At 51.2% G+C, this 19,812-nt stretch carries 19 protein-coding genes; 11 read left to right on the top strand and 8 right to left on the bottom strand.

Features of this window, described 5'->3' with window-relative positions; translation table 11 throughout:
* Positions 1 to 39 precede the first annotated feature (39 nt).
* The 3 genes from menF to M975_RS03175 all read right to left on the bottom strand — a co-directional run bounded on the left by menF (position 40) and on the right by M975_RS03175 (position 2,338).
* Complete coding sequence (menF, locus tag M975_RS03185) at positions 40 to 1,341, bottom strand: isochorismate synthase MenF (RefSeq protein ID WP_064557237.1); 1,302 nt, start codon at positions 1,339 to 1,341, stop codon at positions 40 to 42.
* A 112-nt stretch (positions 1,342 to 1,453) separates the two neighbouring features.
* Positions 1,454 to 1,753, bottom strand: a complete 300-nt coding sequence (elaB, locus tag M975_RS03180) for a stress response protein ElaB (protein ID WP_064557236.1) — start codon at positions 1,751 to 1,753, stop codon at positions 1,454 to 1,456.
* 135 nt (positions 1,754 to 1,888) lie between these two features.
* On the bottom strand, positions 1,889 to 2,338 hold the full coding sequence (locus tag M975_RS03175; protein ID WP_064557235.1) for a GNAT family N-acetyltransferase: 450 nt from the start codon (positions 2,336 to 2,338) through the stop codon (positions 1,889 to 1,891).
* A 363-nt stretch (positions 2,339 to 2,701) separates the two neighbouring features.
* Between M975_RS03175 and M975_RS03170 the strand changes: the two genes are divergently transcribed.
* Positions 2,702 to 4,120, top strand: a complete 1,419-nt coding sequence (locus M975_RS03170; protein WP_167350518.1) for a phosphoethanolamine transferase — start codon at positions 2,702 to 2,704, stop codon at positions 4,118 to 4,120.
* Positions 4,121 to 4,213: 93 nt separating this feature from the next.
* Here the strand turns inward: M975_RS03170 and M975_RS03165 are convergent, their stop codons facing one another.
* Positions 4,214 to 4,420, bottom strand: a complete 207-nt coding sequence (locus tag M975_RS03165) for a YbfA family protein (protein WP_064557233.1) — start codon at positions 4,418 to 4,420, stop codon at positions 4,214 to 4,216.
* A 422-nt stretch (positions 4,421 to 4,842) separates the two neighbouring features.
* On the opposite strand from M975_RS03165, the gene kdpF reads away from it, so the two are divergent.
* The 6 genes from kdpF to kdpE all read left to right on the top strand — a co-directional run bounded on the left by kdpF (position 4,843) and on the right by kdpE (position 12,710).
* Positions 4,843 to 4,932 (top strand): K(+)-transporting ATPase subunit F, encoded by a 90-nt coding sequence (gene kdpF / locus M975_RS23545; RefSeq protein WP_157093321.1) that lies wholly within the window; start codon positions 4,843 to 4,845, stop codon positions 4,930 to 4,932.
* On the top strand, positions 4,932 to 6,617 hold the full coding sequence (gene kdpA / locus M975_RS03160; RefSeq protein ID WP_064557232.1) for a potassium-transporting ATPase subunit KdpA: 1,686 nt from the start codon (positions 4,932 to 4,934) through the stop codon (positions 6,615 to 6,617). Before kdpF ends, kdpA begins: the two co-directional genes overlap by 1 nt.
* A gap of 13 nt (positions 6,618 to 6,630) precedes the next feature.
* On the top strand, positions 6,631 to 8,679 hold the full coding sequence (kdpB, locus tag M975_RS03155; protein WP_064557231.1) for a potassium-transporting ATPase subunit KdpB: 2,049 nt from the start codon (positions 6,631 to 6,633) through the stop codon (positions 8,677 to 8,679).
* 12 nt (positions 8,680 to 8,691) lie between these two features.
* On the top strand, positions 8,692 to 9,267 hold the full coding sequence (gene kdpC, locus M975_RS03150) for a potassium-transporting ATPase subunit KdpC (RefSeq protein ID WP_064557230.1): 576 nt from the start codon (positions 8,692 to 8,694) through the stop codon (positions 9,265 to 9,267).
* Between the two features lie 81 nt (positions 9,268 to 9,348).
* On the top strand, positions 9,349 to 12,036 hold the full coding sequence (kdpD, locus tag M975_RS03145) for a two-component system sensor histidine kinase KdpD (RefSeq protein ID WP_064557229.1): 2,688 nt from the start codon (positions 9,349 to 9,351) through the stop codon (positions 12,034 to 12,036).
* Positions 12,033 to 12,710 carry a two-component system response regulator KdpE gene (gene kdpE, locus M975_RS03140; protein WP_064557228.1) on the top strand — a complete coding sequence of 226 codons (678 nt, stop codon included), beginning with the start codon at positions 12,033 to 12,035 and terminating at the stop codon, positions 12,708 to 12,710. Before kdpD ends, kdpE begins: the two co-directional genes overlap by 4 nt.
* 50 nt (positions 12,711 to 12,760) lie before the next feature.
* Here the strand turns inward: kdpE and pgm are convergent, their stop codons facing one another.
* Together pgm and seqA are read right to left on the bottom strand one after the other, a co-directional pair.
* Complete coding sequence (pgm, locus tag M975_RS03135; RefSeq protein ID WP_064557227.1) at positions 12,761 to 14,404, bottom strand: phosphoglucomutase (alpha-D-glucose-1,6-bisphosphate-dependent); 1,644 nt, start codon at positions 14,402 to 14,404, stop codon at positions 12,761 to 12,763.
* Between the two features lie 25 nt (positions 14,405 to 14,429).
* Positions 14,430 to 14,981 (bottom strand): replication initiation negative regulator SeqA, encoded by a 552-nt coding sequence (gene seqA, locus M975_RS03130; protein WP_064557226.1) that lies wholly within the window; start codon positions 14,979 to 14,981, stop codon positions 14,430 to 14,432.
* Positions 14,982 to 15,175: 194 nt separating this feature from the next.
* On the opposite strand from seqA, the gene ybfF reads away from it, so the two are divergent.
* The 4 genes from ybfF (at position 15,176) to fur (ending at position 17,848) form a co-directional block, all read left to right on the top strand.
* Positions 15,176 to 15,952, top strand: a complete 777-nt coding sequence (ybfF, locus tag M975_RS03125; protein WP_064557225.1) for an esterase — start codon at positions 15,176 to 15,178, stop codon at positions 15,950 to 15,952.
* 135 nt (positions 15,953 to 16,087) lie between these two features.
* Positions 16,088 to 16,369 carry a LexA regulated protein gene (ybfE, locus tag M975_RS03120; RefSeq protein WP_064517087.1) on the top strand — a complete coding sequence of 94 codons (282 nt, stop codon included), beginning with the start codon at positions 16,088 to 16,090 and terminating at the stop codon, positions 16,367 to 16,369.
* A 151-nt stretch (positions 16,370 to 16,520) separates the two neighbouring features.
* The gene (fldA, locus tag M975_RS03115; protein WP_064517084.1) at positions 16,521 to 17,051 is read left to right on the top strand and encodes a flavodoxin FldA; all 531 of its coding nucleotides are present in this window, start codon (positions 16,521 to 16,523) and stop codon (positions 17,049 to 17,051) included.
* A gap of 344 nt (positions 17,052 to 17,395) precedes the next feature.
* Positions 17,396 to 17,848 carry a ferric iron uptake transcriptional regulator gene (fur, locus tag M975_RS03110; protein ID WP_034456677.1) on the top strand — a complete coding sequence of 151 codons (453 nt, stop codon included), beginning with the start codon at positions 17,396 to 17,398 and terminating at the stop codon, positions 17,846 to 17,848.
* Positions 17,849 to 17,937: 89 nt separating this feature from the next.
* Here fur and chiQ read toward each other — a convergent pair whose 3' ends face one another.
* Together chiQ and chiP are read right to left on the bottom strand one after the other, a co-directional pair.
* On the bottom strand, positions 17,938 to 18,270 hold the full coding sequence (gene chiQ, locus M975_RS03105) for a ChiQ/YbfN family lipoprotein (RefSeq protein WP_064557224.1): 333 nt from the start codon (positions 18,268 to 18,270) through the stop codon (positions 17,938 to 17,940).
* Between the two features lie 47 nt (positions 18,271 to 18,317).
* Complete coding sequence (gene chiP / locus M975_RS03100) at positions 18,318 to 19,715, bottom strand: chitoporin ChiP (protein WP_064557223.1); 1,398 nt, start codon at positions 19,713 to 19,715, stop codon at positions 18,318 to 18,320.
* Between the last annotated feature and the right edge of the window lie 97 nt (positions 19,716 to 19,812).

Here is a 19,812-nt window from a genome sequence, read left to right as displayed (position 1 = left end):
GCTGAGAAGGTTATTTTGATATGGGTCGGTAATGTGACGTTAGAACGTGGCTTTTGTTAGCAACGTTCGCAACCCAGCGGCTTTATTTTCTATTTCTTGCCATTCTTCTGCCGCATCAGAACCGGCGACGATACCGGCACCCGCATATAAACGCACCGTATTATTAGTCACTTTTGCTGAACGTAATGCCACGCAGAATTCTGCCTGGCGCTGGGACATATAACCCGCTGAACCCGCATACCACTCACGTTCAAAAGGCTCATTGCTGGCAATGAAATCACGGGCAACATCGCGCGGTAGACCCGCGACGGCGGCCGTTGGTTGCAGCATCGCAAGGCAGGCGGCATCGTCAGGGGTGGCGAGATCGGTCCAGATACAGCGGCGCAAATGTTGTACTTTTCGCAGGCGTACAACTTGCGGCGGTAGTACGTCAATCGCGCCTACCGTTTTATGCAACCGCTGGCATATATCCTCTACCACCAGCATATTTTCGCGCTGATTTTTATCATCTTTGAGCAACCATTGCCCCAGTGACCAGGCACGATGATCGTCAGGGTGGTTCGCCACCGTTCCGGCTAACGCCTCGGTGCGTAGTGCGGTATCAATTCGCCGCCATAAGCGTTCCGGGCTTGAACCCAGGAATGCGTGGCTGGCATCAAACACCATCAGGAAGTGATAGCAATTCAGGTTGACGCGACGACTTGCCGCCATAAACGCGGCCGCTGAAACCGCCGCGGTAAATTGTAAATCGGTGGCTCTGGCCAGCACGACTTTATCCATCTCATGCTGCTCAATGGCGGTCAGGGCGCTGCCAATAAGTTGCTGCCATTCAGGTTGGGTCGGAATATGTTGTTCAGCCACACAATTCAGTCGCTGCAATAAAAGTTGTTTGGCTGGCAGGAGTTGTTCGAGGAATTGCTGTGCCGCACGCGCGTCATCCCGTAGCGAAATTTCGCTATACAGATTGAGATAGAGAGAAGCGCCTCCCCCGGTGCGTCGCCATTCAAGACGCGGGAGAAATAAACAGCTGGTGTCAGGTGAGAATGCATTCACGCCCGTAATACGAACACCCGGCTGCCCGGCATAATCATCAAGAAATGCGCGTGCTGCATTTAAGGTGTAAAACTGACGCAACGCACCAAGGGCTGCGATTTCGTCGTCGCCATTACGTTGCTGCCAGTAAAATTGTGGATAAAGCCGTTGGGTTGTTAACCATGCGAGAGCATCCGAGGCATCACTCAGACTGACAGAAAATGCTAATTGCTGTAAGCCTGGCGCATCCGCAAATTCTGCGTTCAATGCAAGTTGTAACTGTTGCAGCGCGACGACAACTGAATTCACGTTTACCTCACCTTCCCTGAAAACCCCTGATTATACGTGGTCATGGTGGTAAAAAAAAATCCCACCTACCAGGTATAACCGGCACACGATGAAACTGTGTGCCGGAAGACTCTTAGCGTCTGGCTAATAAAAGCCCTAACACCAGGCCTGCAGCCGCACCCACACCAACTCCTTGCCATGGTTTTTCACGGACATAATCATCGGCACGATAAACGGCTTGTTTTGCACGATAATAATAGTTGTCTGACGCACTACTGACGCGGGCTTTGACTTCACTGAGCGCCTGTTCGGCACGTTCTTTAAGCTCAATGTATTTTTGGTCAGCAGGGTCACCTGAGGAACGCAGCACTTCTTCAAGCGTTTCGCTCAGCAATGTTAAATCATCATCAAGACGAGATTCATACGGTTGCATCACTGTTCTCCGTGTTTAAAAATACTCGTTTGCTCGCTAAATACTCTAATAATTCAAGTAAGAGCCAGGCCACAAGATCCCCTGTAGCCTGGAGTATGACGAGTATAGACAACACTGATGCTTTTCGCCCGGCGATTAGGCGTTCGCCATCCCGATATGCGCAATGCCATCTTCGTCATAAACGTCGGTAACCGGTTTAAACCCAAAGTGAGTATAGAACGATTGCAGATGGGCCTGTGCGCCTAAATAGACGGTAGTTCCCGGCCAGTTTTGCTGGCAAGAAGCCATTGCCTGTTCCATTAACTGATAGCCAAGTTTTTCGCCGCGCGCACTTTTATCGATTATCACGCGGCCAATCACCACAGGCTCATACTCGCTTTCACTTTTCAGGATACGGGCATAGGCCACCAGCTTGCCGTCCTTCCAGCCAAGAATATGGCGGTTCTCCCCCACCAGATCGTCGCCATCAATATCCTGATAAGGGCAATTTTGTTCGACCACAAACACTTCATTGCGCAGTGCCAGAAGCGTGTAGAGATCGGTGACGCTCAATTCTGAATGATGTAAATCCTGCCAAATCAACATGCTGCTGCCCCAGTGATTTCGATGTGTAGTGCCTCATCTTCCCACATTTTGCGCGATAAATAACAGTGCCAAGGGCGTTGTTGTTCAGATGACTTACTGACGCATGTCAAAGAAACAATTCATCTAATGAATATATCTATGCTTATTGATGCCTTTAAGTATATTAATCCCCGTTGATAGCAAATTTAATAAAACCGTTTAAAACGGTAATTCTGCGCGGATGTTATTTATATGTTAAGTAGAGCACGCCAATTTATTCCTTTGGGGATAGGTATATTGATTGTGGCTGTAGCCAATGTTTTGTTTGCTCCGGCACATGTTATGTTTCAAAGATTAATAATATTTGTATTGTTAATGTTATCTTTGGGTTTAATTAAAAATAAACTCGTCCGCTTGTTAGCCGCACTGTTGCCAATATTGTGGGTGGCATGGGATGTCACACTGACGTTCTATGCGCGAGGCACCTTTGGCTCCGCGTTTAGCTATGGCTTTGCGATGAGCATTCTGGATAGCGATAGCCACGAAATCAGCGCGATGTTGTGGTTATACCAAAAATACTGTTTAGGTTTTCTGGCGCTGGTCATTTTGTTATTAGGTAGCGTTGCGATGATGCCTGCCACTGGCAGTAAATGGCTGGCAAAATATCCATTTTATTTATTAGCCATTTTACTCATCAGTAATATTGTGCAAGCGACTGTCCATCATATTAAGAAAAACAGTCAGGGAAGTATCACCGCGCGTGTCATGAACTATTTACCCATAAGTAATACTAAATATTTTCTTCAGGCATGGAGCGATCAACATTTAATTAAGCAGATCGCAAGCCAGATTCCCGATTACTCCCTGCAAACCCAGGAAACCGGGATTGATACTTATGTGTTGGTTATCGGGGAGTCCGCGCGTAGCGAAAACATGAGTATTTATGGTTACCCGCAACCCACTACGCCGCATTTAGAAGCTGAACGCAGCCATCTACTACTGTGGAATCATGCCATTAGCGGAGCACCTATCACCATTACCGCCGTGCCGCTGGCGATCACAGCCGATACCGTGATAAACCACAATATCCAGCACTATTCGGACAATATTATTAATCTGGCTAATCAGGCGGGTTTTGACACATCGTGGTTTAGCAAGCAAGGGATGCTAGGTGACTACAATAACGCGATTACCGGTATCGCGATGAATGCCACCCATAAACACTGGGTTAACGATGGCTATGATGATGCGTTATTACCTGACTTGCGCAAGGCATTAAACCATCAGGGTAAACAGCTCATTGTGCTGCATATTTATGGTAGCCATGAACCGGAATGTACACGTTTTCCAGCAACTGACGCTCTATTCACGCCGCAAAGCGATGGTATTGATGCCTGTTATGACAACTCAATCCGCTTCACTGATAAGCTACTGGGCAATATTTTCGCGCTGCTGAAAGACAGGCGAGCCTCTGTCGCTTATTTTTCCGATCATGCACTGGAACGCGAACCGATACAAAGCGTGGTTTACCATCATGGTGGGGTAAAACCAAGCCAGCACGCTTTTGAAGTGCCCATGTTTATCTGGTACAGCCCGCAGGTTAATAACCCGGATACCGGAACGGTAGAGGATATTTATTCGACCGCCAATAACGATACATTAATGCGTCGCTGGATGGGGATTTCACTACCGGGAGATAGACCACAGGAAACTGTGCAACACGCTGCTCATCGGCTGGCAGGTAAAGCGCCCGTAATGGATACCACCAATCAAATTTATAACTGGCGAGAACTGGCACATTAACCGAGGCACCCTGAACGGTAAAAAAGCCCCATCAGTTGTGAACTGATGGGGCTTTTTCTATTTTGTACGTGCAGTGAAGACTTCTCAACAAACTCAGTAAAAATCAGCGGATGCGGCTTCAGCCTGAGCCATCCAGACCGGTTTTTCGCTGGTTTTAGACCAGACACGGTGCAGGTAGCTGTAGAAACGGGCGCGATCTTTCCAGAACAGCATCACTGGCAAAGCCAGGACACCCGCTACAACAACGAAGGTGCGACGCAGGAAGACCTGATGCGCTGGATAATCTTTGTATAGAGTCATTGGTTTCTCCCTCCATTTTGTGACCGGCAGCAAACGCCGGGAAATTAGAACTTGGTTATCTGACCAAAATAGTATCGTATTGCCTGAAAGTTTACTACTCATCCGACCACTCAATGACACTTTTTGCCACTAATTTACATTTCCCTGCGTAATTAAGTTACAAAATAGTTAAATAAATACTAATCATTAGTTAATTAATGCCTTTGCCATTTTTATACTTTTTTTACACCCTGCCCGCAGACTTTTACGACTTCTTTGCACGGAAACTTTCACACTCACTGCATTACTTATCTGCCCTGAATAATTCGAGTGACAGCAAGGCGGCAATCAAGTGAATCCCGATGAACTGACTCAAGGGTGAACGAGAAGAGCCAACACACCTGCAACGCGAAGTATGACGGGCAGGCAACTGGGGGTGGACTGTGAGCGCAGGACTAATTGCAGGTGTCGTGCTGGTATTTATGCTATTGGCTTATTTGATTTATGCCCTGATTAATGCGGAGGCATTCTGATGGCCGCTTCCGGATTTTTATTAATCGCCAGCTTCCTGCTGGTGCTCTTTGTACTGGCAAAACCGCTGGGCAGCGTGCTGGCGCGGCTAATTGAAGGAGAACCGCTGCCGGGTGTTGGCCGTTTTGAATCAGTAATGTGGAAAGCTCTGGGTGATGACGCGCTCGAAATGAGCTGGAAACGCTATCTGGCAGCTATCCTGGGGTTTAACGTTTTAGGCGTACTGGCACTGTTCGTCATTCTGATGACGCAGGGAAGTTTGCCTCTGAACCCACAACAATTGCCGGGACTGTCCTGGCACCTGGCGCTGAATACGGCGGTAAGTTTTGTCTCCAACACCAACTGGCAAGCCTATAGCGGCGAAACCACGCTGAGCTACTTCAGCCAGATGGTGGGTTTAACGGTACAAAACTTCCTGTCTGCGGCAACAGGCATTGCCGTGGTGTTTGCATTGATTCGCGCATTTTCTCGCCACAGCGCCACCACGCTGGGTAATGCATGGGTCGATTTAACCCGCATCACGCTTTACATCCTGATGCCGATTTCATTACTGATCGCGCTGTTTTTCATCAGCCAGGGAACGTTGCAGAACATCGCGACTTATCAGCCTTTTACCTCTCTTGAAGGTGTGCAGCACATTCTGCCGATGGGCCCGGTCGCTTCACAAGAAGCGATTAAGATGCTCGGCACCAACGGCGGCGGTTTCTTTAACGCTAACTCGTCACACCCGTTCGAGAACCCAACGGCACTGACTAACTTTGTGCAGATGCTGGCGATCTTCCTGATCCCTGCGGCACTGTGTTTTGCATTTGGTGAAGCCGTCGGTGACCGTCGCCAGGGTCGTGCCATTTTATGGGCGATGGCGGTGATTTTTGTTATCTGCGTGGTTGTCGTGATGTGGGCGGAAACGCAGGGCAACGTGCATTTCACGCAGCTCGGTGCTGACAGCAATATCAATATGGAAGGTAAAGAGAGCCGCTTTGGCATTCTGGCCAGCAGCCTGTTTTCAGTGATCACCACCGCCGCATCCTGTGGCGCGGTCAACGCGATGCATGACTCCTTCACGGCACTCGGCGGCATGGTTCCTATGTGGCTAATGCAAATTGGTGAAGTGGTATTTGGCGGTGTCGGCTCTGGCTTGTACGGCATGCTTTTGTTCGTGCTGCTCACGGTGTTTATCGCCGGGCTGATGATTGGCCGCACACCGGAATATCTGGGTAAAAAGATAGACGTGGCGGAAATGAAAATGACCGCGATGGCGATTCTGGTCACGCCGACGCTGGTACTCCTCGGCACCGCGCTGGCGATGATGACCGACGCAGGCCGCGCCGGGATGTTCAACCCAGGCATCCACGGCTTTAGCGAAGTGCTGTACGCAGTTTCATCTGCTGCCAATAACAACGGCAGCGCATTTGCAGGTTTAAGCGCCAGCACACCTTTCTGGAACGTCCTCCTTGCGGTGTGTATGTGGCTTGGACGCTTTGCGGTGATTGTGCCGGTGATGGCTATTGCCGGTTCGCTTGTCAGCAAAAAGTCGCAAAGCGCAGGTGTCGGCACCTTGCCAACACACGGCCCACTGTTTATCGGCTTGCTGATTGGCACCGTGTTGTTAGTCGGCGCACTGACCTTTATTCCCGCCCTCGCATTAGGCCCGGTTGCGGAACACCTTTCCTTTGTGAATTTGTGATTAAGAGGCTTCCATGAGTCGCAAGCAACAGGCGCTATTTGAACCAGCACTGATTCGTCAGGCGCTAATAGATTCCTTTAAAAAACTTACCCCCCAGGTGCAATGGCGTAACCCGGTGATGTTTATCGTTTGGGTCGGCAGCGTGATGACCACGGCCCTGTCAGTGGCGATGTTTAGCGGAAAGCTATCGGGCGATGCGCCGTTTACTCTGGCTATCAGCATCTGGCTATGGTTTACCGTGCTGTTCGCAAACTTTGCCGAAGCACTGGCTGAAGGCCGTAGCAAGGCACAAGCCAATAGCCTGAAAGGGGTGAAGAAAACCAGTTGGGCGCGCAAATTACGCGCCCCGCACCATGACGCGCAAATGGATCACGTACCCGCCGCCGATCTGCGTAAAGGCGATATCGTGCTGGTTGAAGCAGGCGATATTATTCCCTGCGATGGCGAAGTGCTGGAAGGTGGCGCATCGGTCGATGAAAGTGCGATTACCGGTGAATCCGCACCGGTTATCCGTGAGTCAGGTGGCGACTTTGCCTCTGTAACGGGCGGTACGCGTATTCTTTCTGACTGGCTGGTGATTCAGTGCAGCGTGAATCCGGGTGAAACGTTCCTCGACCGCATGATTGCGATGGTCGAAAGCGCGCAGCGCCGTAAAACACCAAACGAAATCGCGCTGACGATTTTACTGGTGGCGCTCACTATCGTCTTTTTACTGGCAACCGCAACACTGTGGCCGTTCTCGCAATACGGTGGCGTCGCAGTTAGCGTTACGGTGCTGATTGCCCTGCTGGTCTGTTTGATTCCCACCACCATCGGCGGGCTTCTTTCGGCGATTGGCGTTGCCGGGATGAGCCGCATGCTGGGTGCCAACGTGATTGCCACCAGCGGGCGTGCAGTAGAAGCGGCGGGTGATGTAGACGTCTTGCTGCTGGATAAAACCGGCACCATTACGCTTGGGAATCGCCAGGCTTCTGATTTCCTGCCAGCGCACGGTGTTGAAGAAAAAACCCTGGCCGATGCGGCACAGCTTTCGTCTCTTGCTGATGAAACGCCGGAAGGCCGCAGTATTGTCGTGCTGGCGAAACAACGCTTTAACCTGCGTGAACGTGATGTGCAAAACCTGCACGCCACCTTTGTGCCGTTTACTGCACAAACCCGCATGAGCGGTATCAATATCCAGGACCGCATGATTCGCAAAGGTTCGGTTGATGCCATTCGCCGCCATGTTGAGGCAAACGGCGGCCACTTCCCACCGCAAGTCGACACGCTCGTCGAAGGGGTTGCCCGTAGCGGTGGAACGCCGCTGGTTGTCGCAGAAGGCGCTAACGTGCTGGGTGTGATCGCTCTGAAAGATATCGTCAAAGGCGGCATCAAAGAGCGCTTTGCTCAGTTGCGCCAGATGGGTATTAAAACCGTGATGATCACCGGTGACAACCGCCTGACGGCCGCTGCCATTGCTGCCGAAGCGGGTGTTGACGATTTTCTTGCCGAAGCAACACCGGAAGCCAAGCTGGCGTTAATTCGCCAGTATCAGGCGGAAGGCCGTTTAGTCGCCATGACCGGTGATGGCACCAACGATGCTCCGGCACTGGCGCAGGCAGACGTCGCCGTTGCGATGAACTCGGGGACTCAGGCGGCAAAAGAAGCGGGCAATATGGTGGATTTAGACTCTAACCCCACCAAATTGATTGAAGTGGTGCATATCGGCAAACAGATGTTGATGACCCGTGGCTCACTGACCACCTTCAGTATTGCCAACGACGTCGCGAAATACTTCGCCATTATTCCTGCCGCATTTGCCGCCACTTACCCGCAGCTTAACGCGCTAAACGTGATGCATCTGCACTCGCCGTCTTCTGCCATTTTAAGCGCGGTCATTTTTAATGCGTTGATCATCATCTTCCTGATCCCACTGGCGTTGCGTGGCGTGAGCTACAAACCGCTGAGTGCGGCAGCCATGTTACGCCGCAATCTGTGGATTTACGGCCTGGGCGGATTAATTGTGCCGTTTATTGGTATCAAAGCTATCGACCTGTTTTTAACCGCTTGCGGCCTGGTTTAAGAGGAAAAACAAATGTCTACCTTCCGTCCCGCTATAATGTTACTGATTTTGCTCACCCTGATTACAGGGGGTCTGTACCCACTAATGACAACGCTGCTAGCCCAGTGGTGGTTCCCGGCGCAAGCCAATGGTTCATTGATTATTGATACCACGGTGGTACGTGGCTCGAAGTTGATTGGGCAAAACTTCACCGAGGCGAAGTATTTACAAGGTCGCCCTTCTGCTACGGCTGAAACGCCCTATAATCCCATGGCTTCAGGCGGTAGCAACCTGGCGGGAAGTAACCCAGAGCTGGATAAGGTGGTCGCGACACGTATTGCGGCGTTACGCGCGGCAAATCCGCAGGCTAATCCAGCGGTTCCCGTTGAACTGGTGACCGCATCAGCCAGCGGCCTGGACGGGCAGATTTCGCCGCAAGCGGCTGCCTGGCAAATCCCGCGTATCGCTAAAGCCCGTGATTTGCCGGTTGAACAAGTTAAACGCCTGATAGCCGAAAACACCACTCAGCCTTTGATTGGTTTTATGGGTAAGCCGGTCGTCAATGTGTTGTTGGTTAATGTGGCCCTGGATGCCTTACAGGCACCATAAACAGGTCGGATATCGTGCCGCTAATCCGACTTACGGTTTTAAATTTGTAAGGTGGATTAGCGTGATACTAATGGAGTTGTTATGACACAGGAACCGCTGCGCCCCGACCCGGATAAGCTGCTTGAGCAAGTTAGCCGCCCAACGCGCGGGAAGCTGAAAATCTTCTTCGGCGCTTGTGCTGGCGTAGGGAAAACTTACGCCATGCTGCAAGAAGCGCAGCGGCTGCGGGCACAAGGGCTGGATATTTTGCTTGGCGTGGTGGAAACCCACGGTCGCAAAGAGACCGCCGCCCTGCTGGACAAACTCGTTCTTCTGCCCGCCAAACGCACTCACCACCGTGGGCGTTGGGTTCAGGAATTTGATCTCGACGCCGCACTCGCCCGTAACCCGGCGCTTATCCTGATGGACGAACTGGCGCACAGCAATGCGCCCGGTTCACGCCACCCGAAACGCTGGCAAGATGTCGAAGAGTTGCTGGATGCCGGGATCGACGTATTTACCACCGTCAACGTACAGCACCTCGAAAGCCTGAATGATATCGTCGGCGGCGTAACCGGCATTCAGGTACGTGAAACGGTTCCCGACCCCATCTTCGATGCAGCCGATGAAATCGTGCTGGTCGATTTGCCGCCTGATGATTTACGCCAGCGCCTGCACGAAGGCAAAGTTTATATCGCAGGACAGGCCGAACGCGCCATTGAACACTTCTTCCGTAAAGGGAATTTGATTGCGCTTCGCGAACTGGCACTGCGCCGCACCGCCGATCGCGTTGACGACCAAATGCGGGCCTGGCGTGATAACCAGGGCGAAGAGAAAGTCTGGCACACCCGCGACGCAATTTTACTGTGTATTGGCCACAGTTCTGGCAATGAAAAGCTGGTGCGTACCGCCGCCCGACTGGCAGCAAAATTGGGCAGCGTGTGGCATGCGGTTTATGTCGAAACGCCACAGCTTCACCGTTTGCCCGAACACCAACGCCGCGCAATTTTAGCTTCACTTCGCCTGGCACAAGAGCTGGGTGCGGAAACCACAACGCTTGCCGACCCTGCTGAAGATAAAGCGATTTTACGCTACGCCCGGGAGCACAACCTCGGGAAAATTATCATTGGCCGACGCACTACGCGCCGCTGGTGGAGCCGTGAATCTTTTGCTGACCGTTTGGCCCGCCGCGCACCAGACCTTGATTTGGTGATTGTCGCGCTGGACGACAAACCTGCCGCCGCCTCCCCTTCGGCACAAGACACCCGCAGCTTTAGCGAAAAGTGGCGCGTGCAATTACGCGGTTGTGCTGTTGCCATCGCACTTTGCGCGGTGACCACGTTTATAGCCAATCAGTGGTTGTTGGGTTTTGATGCCGCAAACCTTGTGATGCTCTACTTGCTGGGCGTTGTTATCGTGGCGCTATTCTACGGCCGCTGGCCTTCCGTTCTGGCAACGGTGATTAGCGTGGTGAGCTTCGATCTGTTCTTTATTGCCCCACACGGCACGCTGGCGGTTTCTGATATTCAGTATCTGTTAACCTTCGCCGTGATGCTGACTGTCGGGCTGGTTATCGGGAATCTCACGGCGGGTGTGCGTTATCAGGCACGAATTGCCCGTTATCGCGAACAGCGCACTCGTCATCTTTATGAGATGTCGAAAGCCCTCGCTGCAGAACGCACTCCGCAAGATATTGCTGCCACCAGCGAGCTATTTATCAATAACAGTTTTAATGCCCGTACACAGTTATTGCTGCCCAACGAAAATGGCCAATTAAAGCGGGTAAATGCCAGGGGCGAACCTCAAAACTGGGACGAAGCTATCGCGCGTTGGAGCTTTGATAAAGGCCAACCTGCCGGTGCCGGCACGGATACACTGCCCGGTGTGCCATATCAAATTCTGCCGCTCAAGACGCCGGAAAAAACGCTTGGCTTGCTGATTGTCGAACCGAGCAATTTGCGCCAATTGATGATCCCCGAGCAGCAACGTTTACTGGAAACATTCACTTTGCTTGCCGCCACCGCACTGGAGCGGTTATTACTGACCGCCAGCGAAGAACAAGCTCGGCTTTCCAGTGAGCGAGAACAAGTGCGCAACTCGTTACTTGCAGCACTTTCACACGACTTGCGCACTCCACTGACGGTGCTGTTTGGTCAGGCAGAAATTCTGACGTTAGATCTGGCCTCTGAAGGCTCGAAACACGCACCGCAGGCCAACGATATTCGCCAGCACGTCCTCAACACCACGCGCCTGGTGAACAACTTACTGGATATGGCGCGTATTCAGTCCGGCGGGTTTAATCTGCGCAAAGAGTGGCTGACGATCGAAGAAGTGGTGGGCAGCGCCCTGAAAATGCTCGAACCAAGTTTGGGTGGGCGGCATATTGCGCTGGCACTCCCTGACCCGCTGATGCTGATTCATGTCGACGGCCCGTTGTTTGAACGTGTGCTGATAAACTTGCTGGAAAATGCGGCGAAGTACGCAGGCTTTCAGGCAAACATAGGCATCCGTGCGCACCCATTGGCTGATAAACTCGATCTTGAAGTCTGGGATAGTGGCCCAGGTATTCCGGTTGGGCAAGAGCGAAAGATTTTTGATAAATTTTCCCGAGGCAACAAAGAGTCTGCCATCCCTGGCGTGGGTTTAGGCCTTGCGATTTGCCAGGCGATTGTTGAAGTCCATGACGGAAAAATTGTCGCTGCTAATCGGCCGGAGGGCGGAGCCAGTTTCCATGTTATTTTACCTCTTCCCCCACCGCCTGAACTGGCAGAAATGAACGAGGCATTGTGATATCCGTTCTGATTGTTGAAGACGAAAAAGAGATCCGTCGTTTTCTGCGCACCGCGCTGGAAGCTGAATCGCTGCGCGTACATGAAGCAGAAACATTGCAACGTGGTTTGCTGGAAGCCGCCACGCGTAAACCCGATTTAGTGATTCTCGATCTCGGTTTGCCCGATGGCGATGGTATTGATTTTATCCGCGATTTTCGCCAGTGGAGCCAGACGCCGATTGTCGTGCTATCCGCCCGCAGCGATGAGCAAGTGAAGATTGACGCGCTGGATGCCGGGGCCGATGACTATCTCAGCAAACCTTTTGGTATTGGCGAACTGCAAGCACGCTTACGTGTGGTGTTGCGCCGCCATGCAAGCCTTGCGCAGCCCGATCCGGTTTATCAGTTTTCAACAATCACCGTTGATCTCGCCACCCGACGCATCACGCGTGATGGTGCGGAAATCCACCTCACGCCGATTGAGTTTCGCTTGCTCGCCATTCTGCTCAATAACCATGGAAAAGTGCTCACCCAACGCCAGTTGCTCAACCAGGTTTGGGGACCCAATGCCGTGGAACATAGCCACTATTTGCGTATTTACATGGGGCATTTGCGCCAGAAGCTGGAAAACGACCCGGCTCGCCCGACGCATTTGCTGACCGAAACCGGGATTGGCTACCGTTTTATGCTGTAGATCCGACAAACAAAAAAGGCGCCTTACGGCGCCTTTTCCAATTCAACATCTTACTTCGCGTTTTTCAGCACTTCGCTGACAATCTCTACCGCTTCTTTCTCAATTTGCAGGCGATGCTCTGCACCTAAGAAACTTTCACAATAGATTTTGTACGCATCTTCCGTACCGGAAGGACGTGCAGCAAACCAGCCGTTTTCAGTCATAACTTTCAGGCCGCCGATGGATGCGCCGTTACCCGGAGCCGCGGTCAGACGTGCGGTGATGGGGTCACCAGCAAGCGTGCTTGCGCTAACCATTTCCGGGGAAAGTTTAGACAGTGCAGCTTTCTGCGCAGAAGTGGCAGAGGCTTGCAGACGGTTATAGCTTGGCGCACCGAAGCGAGCAGCCAGTTCGTCGTAATGCTGCTGCGGGTTTTTACCGGTAACGGCTGTGATTTCTGCCGCCAGCAGGCACATGATAATGCCGTCTTTATCGGTAGACCACGGTGTGCCATCGAAACGCAGGAATGATGCCCCGGCACTTTCTTCGCCGCCAAAACCGAAGCTGCCATCAAACAAGCCATCGACAAACCATTTGAAACCAACTGGCACTTCCACCAGCTTGCGGCCCAAATCGTTGACCACACGGTCAATCATTGCAGACGAAACCAGTGTTTTACCGACTGCCACATCTTTGCCCCACTGCGGGCGATGCTGGAACAGGTAGTTAATCGCAACAGCCAGGTAATGGTTCGGGTTCATCAGGCCAGCTGGCGTGACGATACCGTGGCGGTCGTAATCCGGGTCATTGGCGAAAGCCAGGTCGAATTTGTCGCGCAGCGCTAACAAGCCTCCCATCGCACATTCGGACGAGCAATCCATACGGATCGCGCCATCTTTGTCGAGGTGCATAAAGCGGAAGGTTTGATCAACGTGATCGTTAACAATCGTCAGATCCAGGTTGTAGTGCTTCGCGATACGCTGCCAGTATTCGATACCGGAACCACCGAGTGGATCAACACCCAGTTTCAGGCCCGCTTTCTGGATGGCGGCCATATCAACGATATCCACCAGCCCTTCGATAAACGGCTGCACCAGATCTTGCTCTTGTACGTGACCACTTTTCCAGGCCTGATCCAAAGAGATGCGTTTCACATCATTCAGACCTGCGGCCAGCAGTGCGTTAGCGCGATCTTCTACGACTTTGGTGACGTTGGTATCAGCCGGGCCACCGTTAGGTGGATTGTATTTGATACCGCCGTCATCCGGTGGGTTGTGCGAAGGCGTGATAACGATGCCATCAGCCTGTGCGCCACCCTTTTTGTTGTGCGTCAGAATGGCATGAGAGATGGCTGGCGTTGGCGTGTAGCCATTCGCCTGCTGCACAATGACATCCACACCGTTGGCAGCCAGCACTTCTAATACAGAGATAAACGCAGGTTCAGACAACGCGTGGGTGTCTTTGCCAACGTAGCACGGCCCGGTAATTCCATTTTTTGCACGATCTTCAGCAATCGCCTGAGCAATCGCCAGAATGTGGGGTTCGTTAAAGCTATGACGTGCCGCACTGCCTCGATGGCCGGAAGTACCGAACTTCACCGCGTGTTCGCTATTCCCCACTTCAGGCTTCAGCACGTAATACTGGGCCGTCAATTGGGCTACGTTAATCAAATCGCTCTGTTGTGCCGGTTGCCCTGCACGAGGGTGGTTAGCCATTGGCCTTTCCTTCTGACGCGAGGTGTTAAATTGTGCCGCAAACCTTTTCAATCAATTCCGCCGGGAACTGCATTGATTGCATGATGTGTTCGACCATGCTGCATTTACGACCCGTATTGGTATTAGTAATAACCCAGTATGGCGTGCCTGGAACATGTTTAGGCTTAGTCTGGTTTCCGTTTTGCAGCAGCGTTTGCTCGTTACCTGCAAAATAGACACGCGTACGACCGTGCAGCGATTCAGTCGCTTCACCAAAAGCATGTGCGTCCAGGGTATACAGAGTCGAAAGCACCATCATGAAACGGTTAACCGCTTTCTTTTGCTCTGCATATTCATCGGACAGCAGTAATTCACGAACCGCACGTACGCGATCGCGTGCTTTATTTACGGGTTTGGCTTCCGGAGCAGGTGCAGCAGTCGTTGCCGCTGTCTGGCCGGGAGTTACAGGTGTAGCAGGAGTTTGACCGGCGGTAAATTTCAACATGCGCCGTAAAATATCGGACGCGCTTTCACCAATGTGCTGCGTGTGGCTGGCAATATAGCGATAGAGCTCGTCATCAACTTCAATTGTTTTCATCTTAATCCGGTGCGGTATCTTTTCTGAATTCAAGTTGTTGGGATTATATGTACATATTCGCACAAATCCCAACCTCGGGTAGCGCCAAACTTATGTCACACCACAAACTCAGACTAGACTGGAAATTTGCGGCACTGCGGCAGAATGCCGTTATGATACCCTAACCACACGAAGTAAAAAAAAAGAACTTTGCCATGAAATTGAATGCTCGCCTGCAAACTGCGCAACAATCGACTAGTAATTCTCCCATCGTCCTTATTCACGGCCTTTTTGGTAGCCTTGATAACCTGGGCGTGCTGGCCCGTGACCTCGGGCAAAATCATACGCTGCTGCAAATTGATCTGCGCAACCACGGTTTATCACCTCGTAGCACTGAGATGAACTACCCTGCTATGGCGCAGGATGTCGTCGACACGCTTGATGAATATGGCTTTGAGAAAGCCATTATTATTGGCCATTCAATGGGTGGCAAAGTGGCTATGGCTTTGACGGCGATTGCCCCAGAGCGTATCGATAAATTAGTACTGATTGATATTGCACCGGTGGATTATCAGGTGCGCCGTCACGATGAAATTTTTACGGCAATAAATGCCGTCAGCGAAGCTTGCGTTAAATCACGGCAGCAGGTCGCAACCGTGATGCGCGAGCATCTTAATGAAGAAGGCGTTATTCAGTTCTTGCTGAAGTCTTTTGCTGATGGCGAGTGGAAATTCAATGTGCCGGTACTGTGGGAGCAGTATGAGAATATTGTTGGCTGGCAAAACATCCCTGCCTGGGATGAACCCGCACTGTTTATTCGTGGTGGCGAGTCGCCATATGTAGACGAGTCGCACCGCGACCAACTGCTTTCGCAGTTCCCGCAGGCACGCGCTCATGTGGTAGCGGGAGCCGGTCACTGGGTTCACGCCGAAAAACCTGATGCAGTTTTGCGCGCAATCCATCGTTTTATCGACATAACGCCTGCAAACTGATTAAAAACAGACCGACTGGCCGCAAGATGCGGCTAACGCGTTGGCGCGCAAGCCATGCTGATGTATGATTGCGCGCTAAATTGCGCCAGAGCACCCCGCTCCGTGCCACCTGAATTCCCTGTCAGTAGTCTAATCATGGCAAAAGAACAAACGGACCGTACTACATTAGATCTGTTCGCGGACGAGCGTCGCCCGGGGCGACCAAAAACCAATCCGCTAACGCGTGATGAGCAATTGCGTATCAACAAACGCAACCAACTCAAGCGCGATAAAGTACGCGGCCTGAAGCGAGTGGAGCTAAAGCTCAATAACGATGCGGTAGATGCTCTCAATCAACTAGCTGAAGCGCGCAATATCAGTCGAAGTGAATTGATTGAAGAGATACTGCTCGAACAACTGAAGCAGCATCTCAGTTAGTTAAATGCTCATCACCTGGCAAGCAATGTTGCAGACTGTGCACACTGGAGTGATAGCAGTTTCCGCACCGCGATGTGTTCTGCTATGATTGCCCTATCTGTGGCCAAATAGCAGCCATCATACCATTAAGTATCAAGAGGTTATTTTACTCATGGCAATCGTAGGCATTTTTTTCGGCAGCGACACTGGTAACACCGAAAATATCGCGAAAATGATTCAAAAACAGCTCGGTAAAGACGTTGCTGAGGTGCATGACATTGCTAAGAGCAGCAAAGAAGACCTGGAAGGCTTCGATATTCTGCTTCTCGGCATTCCAACCTGGTACTACGGCGAAGCCCAATGTGACTGGGATGATTTCTTCCCGACGCTGGAAGAAGTTGATTTCAATGGCAAACTGGTAGCGCTGTTCGGATGTGGCGACCAGGAAGACTATGCAGAATATTTCTGTGACGCATTAGGCACAATCCGCGACATCATTGAGCCGCGCGGTGCAGCTATTGTGGGTCACTGGCCGACTGCGGGTTACCATTTCGAAGCCTCTAAAGGTCTCGCCGACGACGATCACTTTGTTGGCCTTGCGATTGACGAAGACCGTCAACCAGAACTGACTGCTGAACGCGTTCAGAAATGGGTTAAACAAGTTTCTGACGAGCTGAACCTGGCCGATATCATCAACGCCTGATTCTAAACCCAGGCTACTTTAAGATGCAGGCCGGCAATAAACCTGCATATTCAAGGGCGATGGGCATCAATGTGGCGGAACTATTGGGTTTCGCCGCATTGATAGTTATTTCCGATTAAAATAATTGCTACAAATTTTTAACTTTTCAGCTTGTCCCTGTACAATGAACTCCTGACAAATAGCTATCAAGGCCATCAAATCGCGACTCAACCGCAATTTTTTAACTTGGTTATGCATAATACTTGCGGTTCCCATTTAGAAGGGGCAGTTCTATAATGAGACGCATTCATCTTAACGCTCACCCTGACTCCGAGCGAATCGTTAAGCAACAGGACAATTTCCGCATGACTGACAACAATACCGCATTAAAGAAGGCCGGCCTGAAAGTCACGCTTCCTCGATTAAAAATCCTTGAAGTGCTGCAGGGGCCGGTGAATCACCACGTCAGTGCGGAAGACTTATATAAACGTCTGATTGATATGGGCGAAGAGATTGGTCTCGCCACCGTTTATCGTGTACTAAACCAGTTTGATGATGCCGGCATTGTGACCCGTCACAACTTCGAAGGCGGCAAATCTGTTTTCGAACTGACACAGCAGCATCACCATGATCACCTGATTTGCCTGGATTGCGGCAAAGTGATTGAATTCAGCGATGATTCAATCGAGGCCCGCCAGCGTGAAATCGCATCACGCCATGGTATTCGTCTTACTAACCACAGCCTGTACCTTTATGGTCATTGCGCTGAAGGTGATTGCCGTACCGACGAAAACGCGCACGAAATCAGCGAAAAGTAATCTGCATATTCTGGTTTCTGATTCAGGAGCCAGGCAATAAAAAAACCGGTGATAAGCTCACCGGTTTTTTTATTGCCTGAATACAGCGATTACTTGTTGTTAGCGCGGATCTCTTGCCAGATTTTATCGCATTTAGCTTTCACGGCCTGGTCATTGCCAGTACGTGTTGCCTGAATGCAGTTCTGATAATCCAGGGTGCGAACCGTTTCTTTCTTCGCAAACTCCTGGTGATCCTTCTCCTGACCCAACACGTTTAGCACGCTTTGGCAGGCCTGGATTTTATCCGGGTTACCTTCTGCGGTGTTAATGCAGGCGCTATACGCTTGCTTCAGTTTTGAATCTTCTGGTGCCGTTTTGGGTTGTTGCTGTGCGCATGCACTCAAACCTAACGCCATCACCGTAATCATAATGATTTTTTTCATGCTTGATATCCTTAAGAAAACCGGGCGTTTTCACGCCCGGTTTCGAATCAGAAGATGGTGAAAGGTGCGATAACAATGAACTTCACGTCACGCTCATCCTGGAAGATGTTGCCGTAACCACCGCCCCAGCTTGGGATGTCGGAATGGTTGTCATACTGAGTGAAGTGCAGTTTAAACAGAGTGCCTTTCGCGCGACCATCCTGAACGGTGTACAACGCATCAAGGCTATAGGCCGATTCTTTCAGGCGATTATCGGCATCGTAGTAACCGTCAGTGGTTGGTTTAGAACTTGGTTTAGCATCCCATGCGTAAACATAAGAAGCACCCACTGCCCAACCCGCCAGATTCCAGTTGCTCAGGTCATACATCGCGCCTGCAAATACTGCTTTTTCGCCGTTGGCGTTGAAGTCAGAGCGGTTATCCCACCACACATCAAGACGACCGTTTGAAGATGCATAAGTTGGAGTCATACGTTGCAGGAAGTAGCCTTGCTGACCGTCAGCCTTAACCATGGTTCCTTCAAGACGCAGGTCAACCTGGCCGACTCTGTATCCAAGAGTCAATGCCTGCAACCATGCGGTGCCGTCATACAAATCGTTGGTGCTGGCGTCAGAAACTTTGTCACGCGTGCCGTAAAACTGGTAGCTGGTAGTTAACGGGCTGCCAGCAATATCAAATTTGTAGCTCGCTTTGGTGAAGTACTGATCAACGTAACCTTCAGCCTGGCCAAATGCGGCTTCGAGTATGAAGTCATTTTTGAAGTCATACTTCGCACCAAGAGAGTGCAGGTACTCAACTTTGGTCTTTTTATCGTTCTGGTAGAACTTGTCCATTTCCAGGTGCCATGGAGCTTTGTACTCGTTGGTCCACATGTAGGAGAAGCTCAGCGCGCCAGAATCGCCGTAGTCAAAGTTTGCACCGGCTTCAGCGCCCTGGTAAGTACCAGGCATAAAGCTCCAGTGCGGTGCGAGCAAGGTTTGCCCGGTTGGCTGAATGTAACCACCACGCGCCCAGACCGGGCCGTATTTGAATTTTGCTGCGGCTTTATAGAGGCTAATACCACTCTTATCGCCAGAGTAATCTTCGTCGTAAGCTTTATTCGAAGAGGAAAATGCGATTTCGTTCGGGTGGCCGCTATCGCCATTTTCTGCCATTTCGATAGCAGTAAAGGCCGCGATATCCAGACCGAACATGTCAGCGGCGAAACCAGACTGGAAGTCCAGGTTGGCGTTCCAGGTGGAGTGCGCAAGGTTAGTTTCATATTTATCAGTCGTGACATCTTTACGGTCACGTTCACGCTGCCAGTAATAAACACCACCGGTCAGAGTCGAATCATCAATAAAACCTGCTGCACTTGCCTGAGGGATGACAACCAGTCCTGAAAGAGCCGTGACACCTGCAATTGCAAGCGCCAGTGCACTACGTTTGCCACTAAACGTACGCATATATTATTCCTCTTTGACGTATCAATAATCGCCGGACGTTAAAAGACGCCTTATGGCGAAAAAAAGTAAAAATGCCTAACGGCTAAAGCGGTTATGA

The sequence above is a fragment of the Buttiauxella brennerae ATCC 51605 genome (assembly GCF_001654925.1).
Lineage (GTDB): Bacteria > Pseudomonadota > Gammaproteobacteria > Enterobacterales > Enterobacteriaceae > Buttiauxella > Buttiauxella brennerae.
The sequence above is the reverse complement of the archived record's forward strand: the minus strand, read 5'-3'. Positions and strand labels throughout refer to the sequence as shown.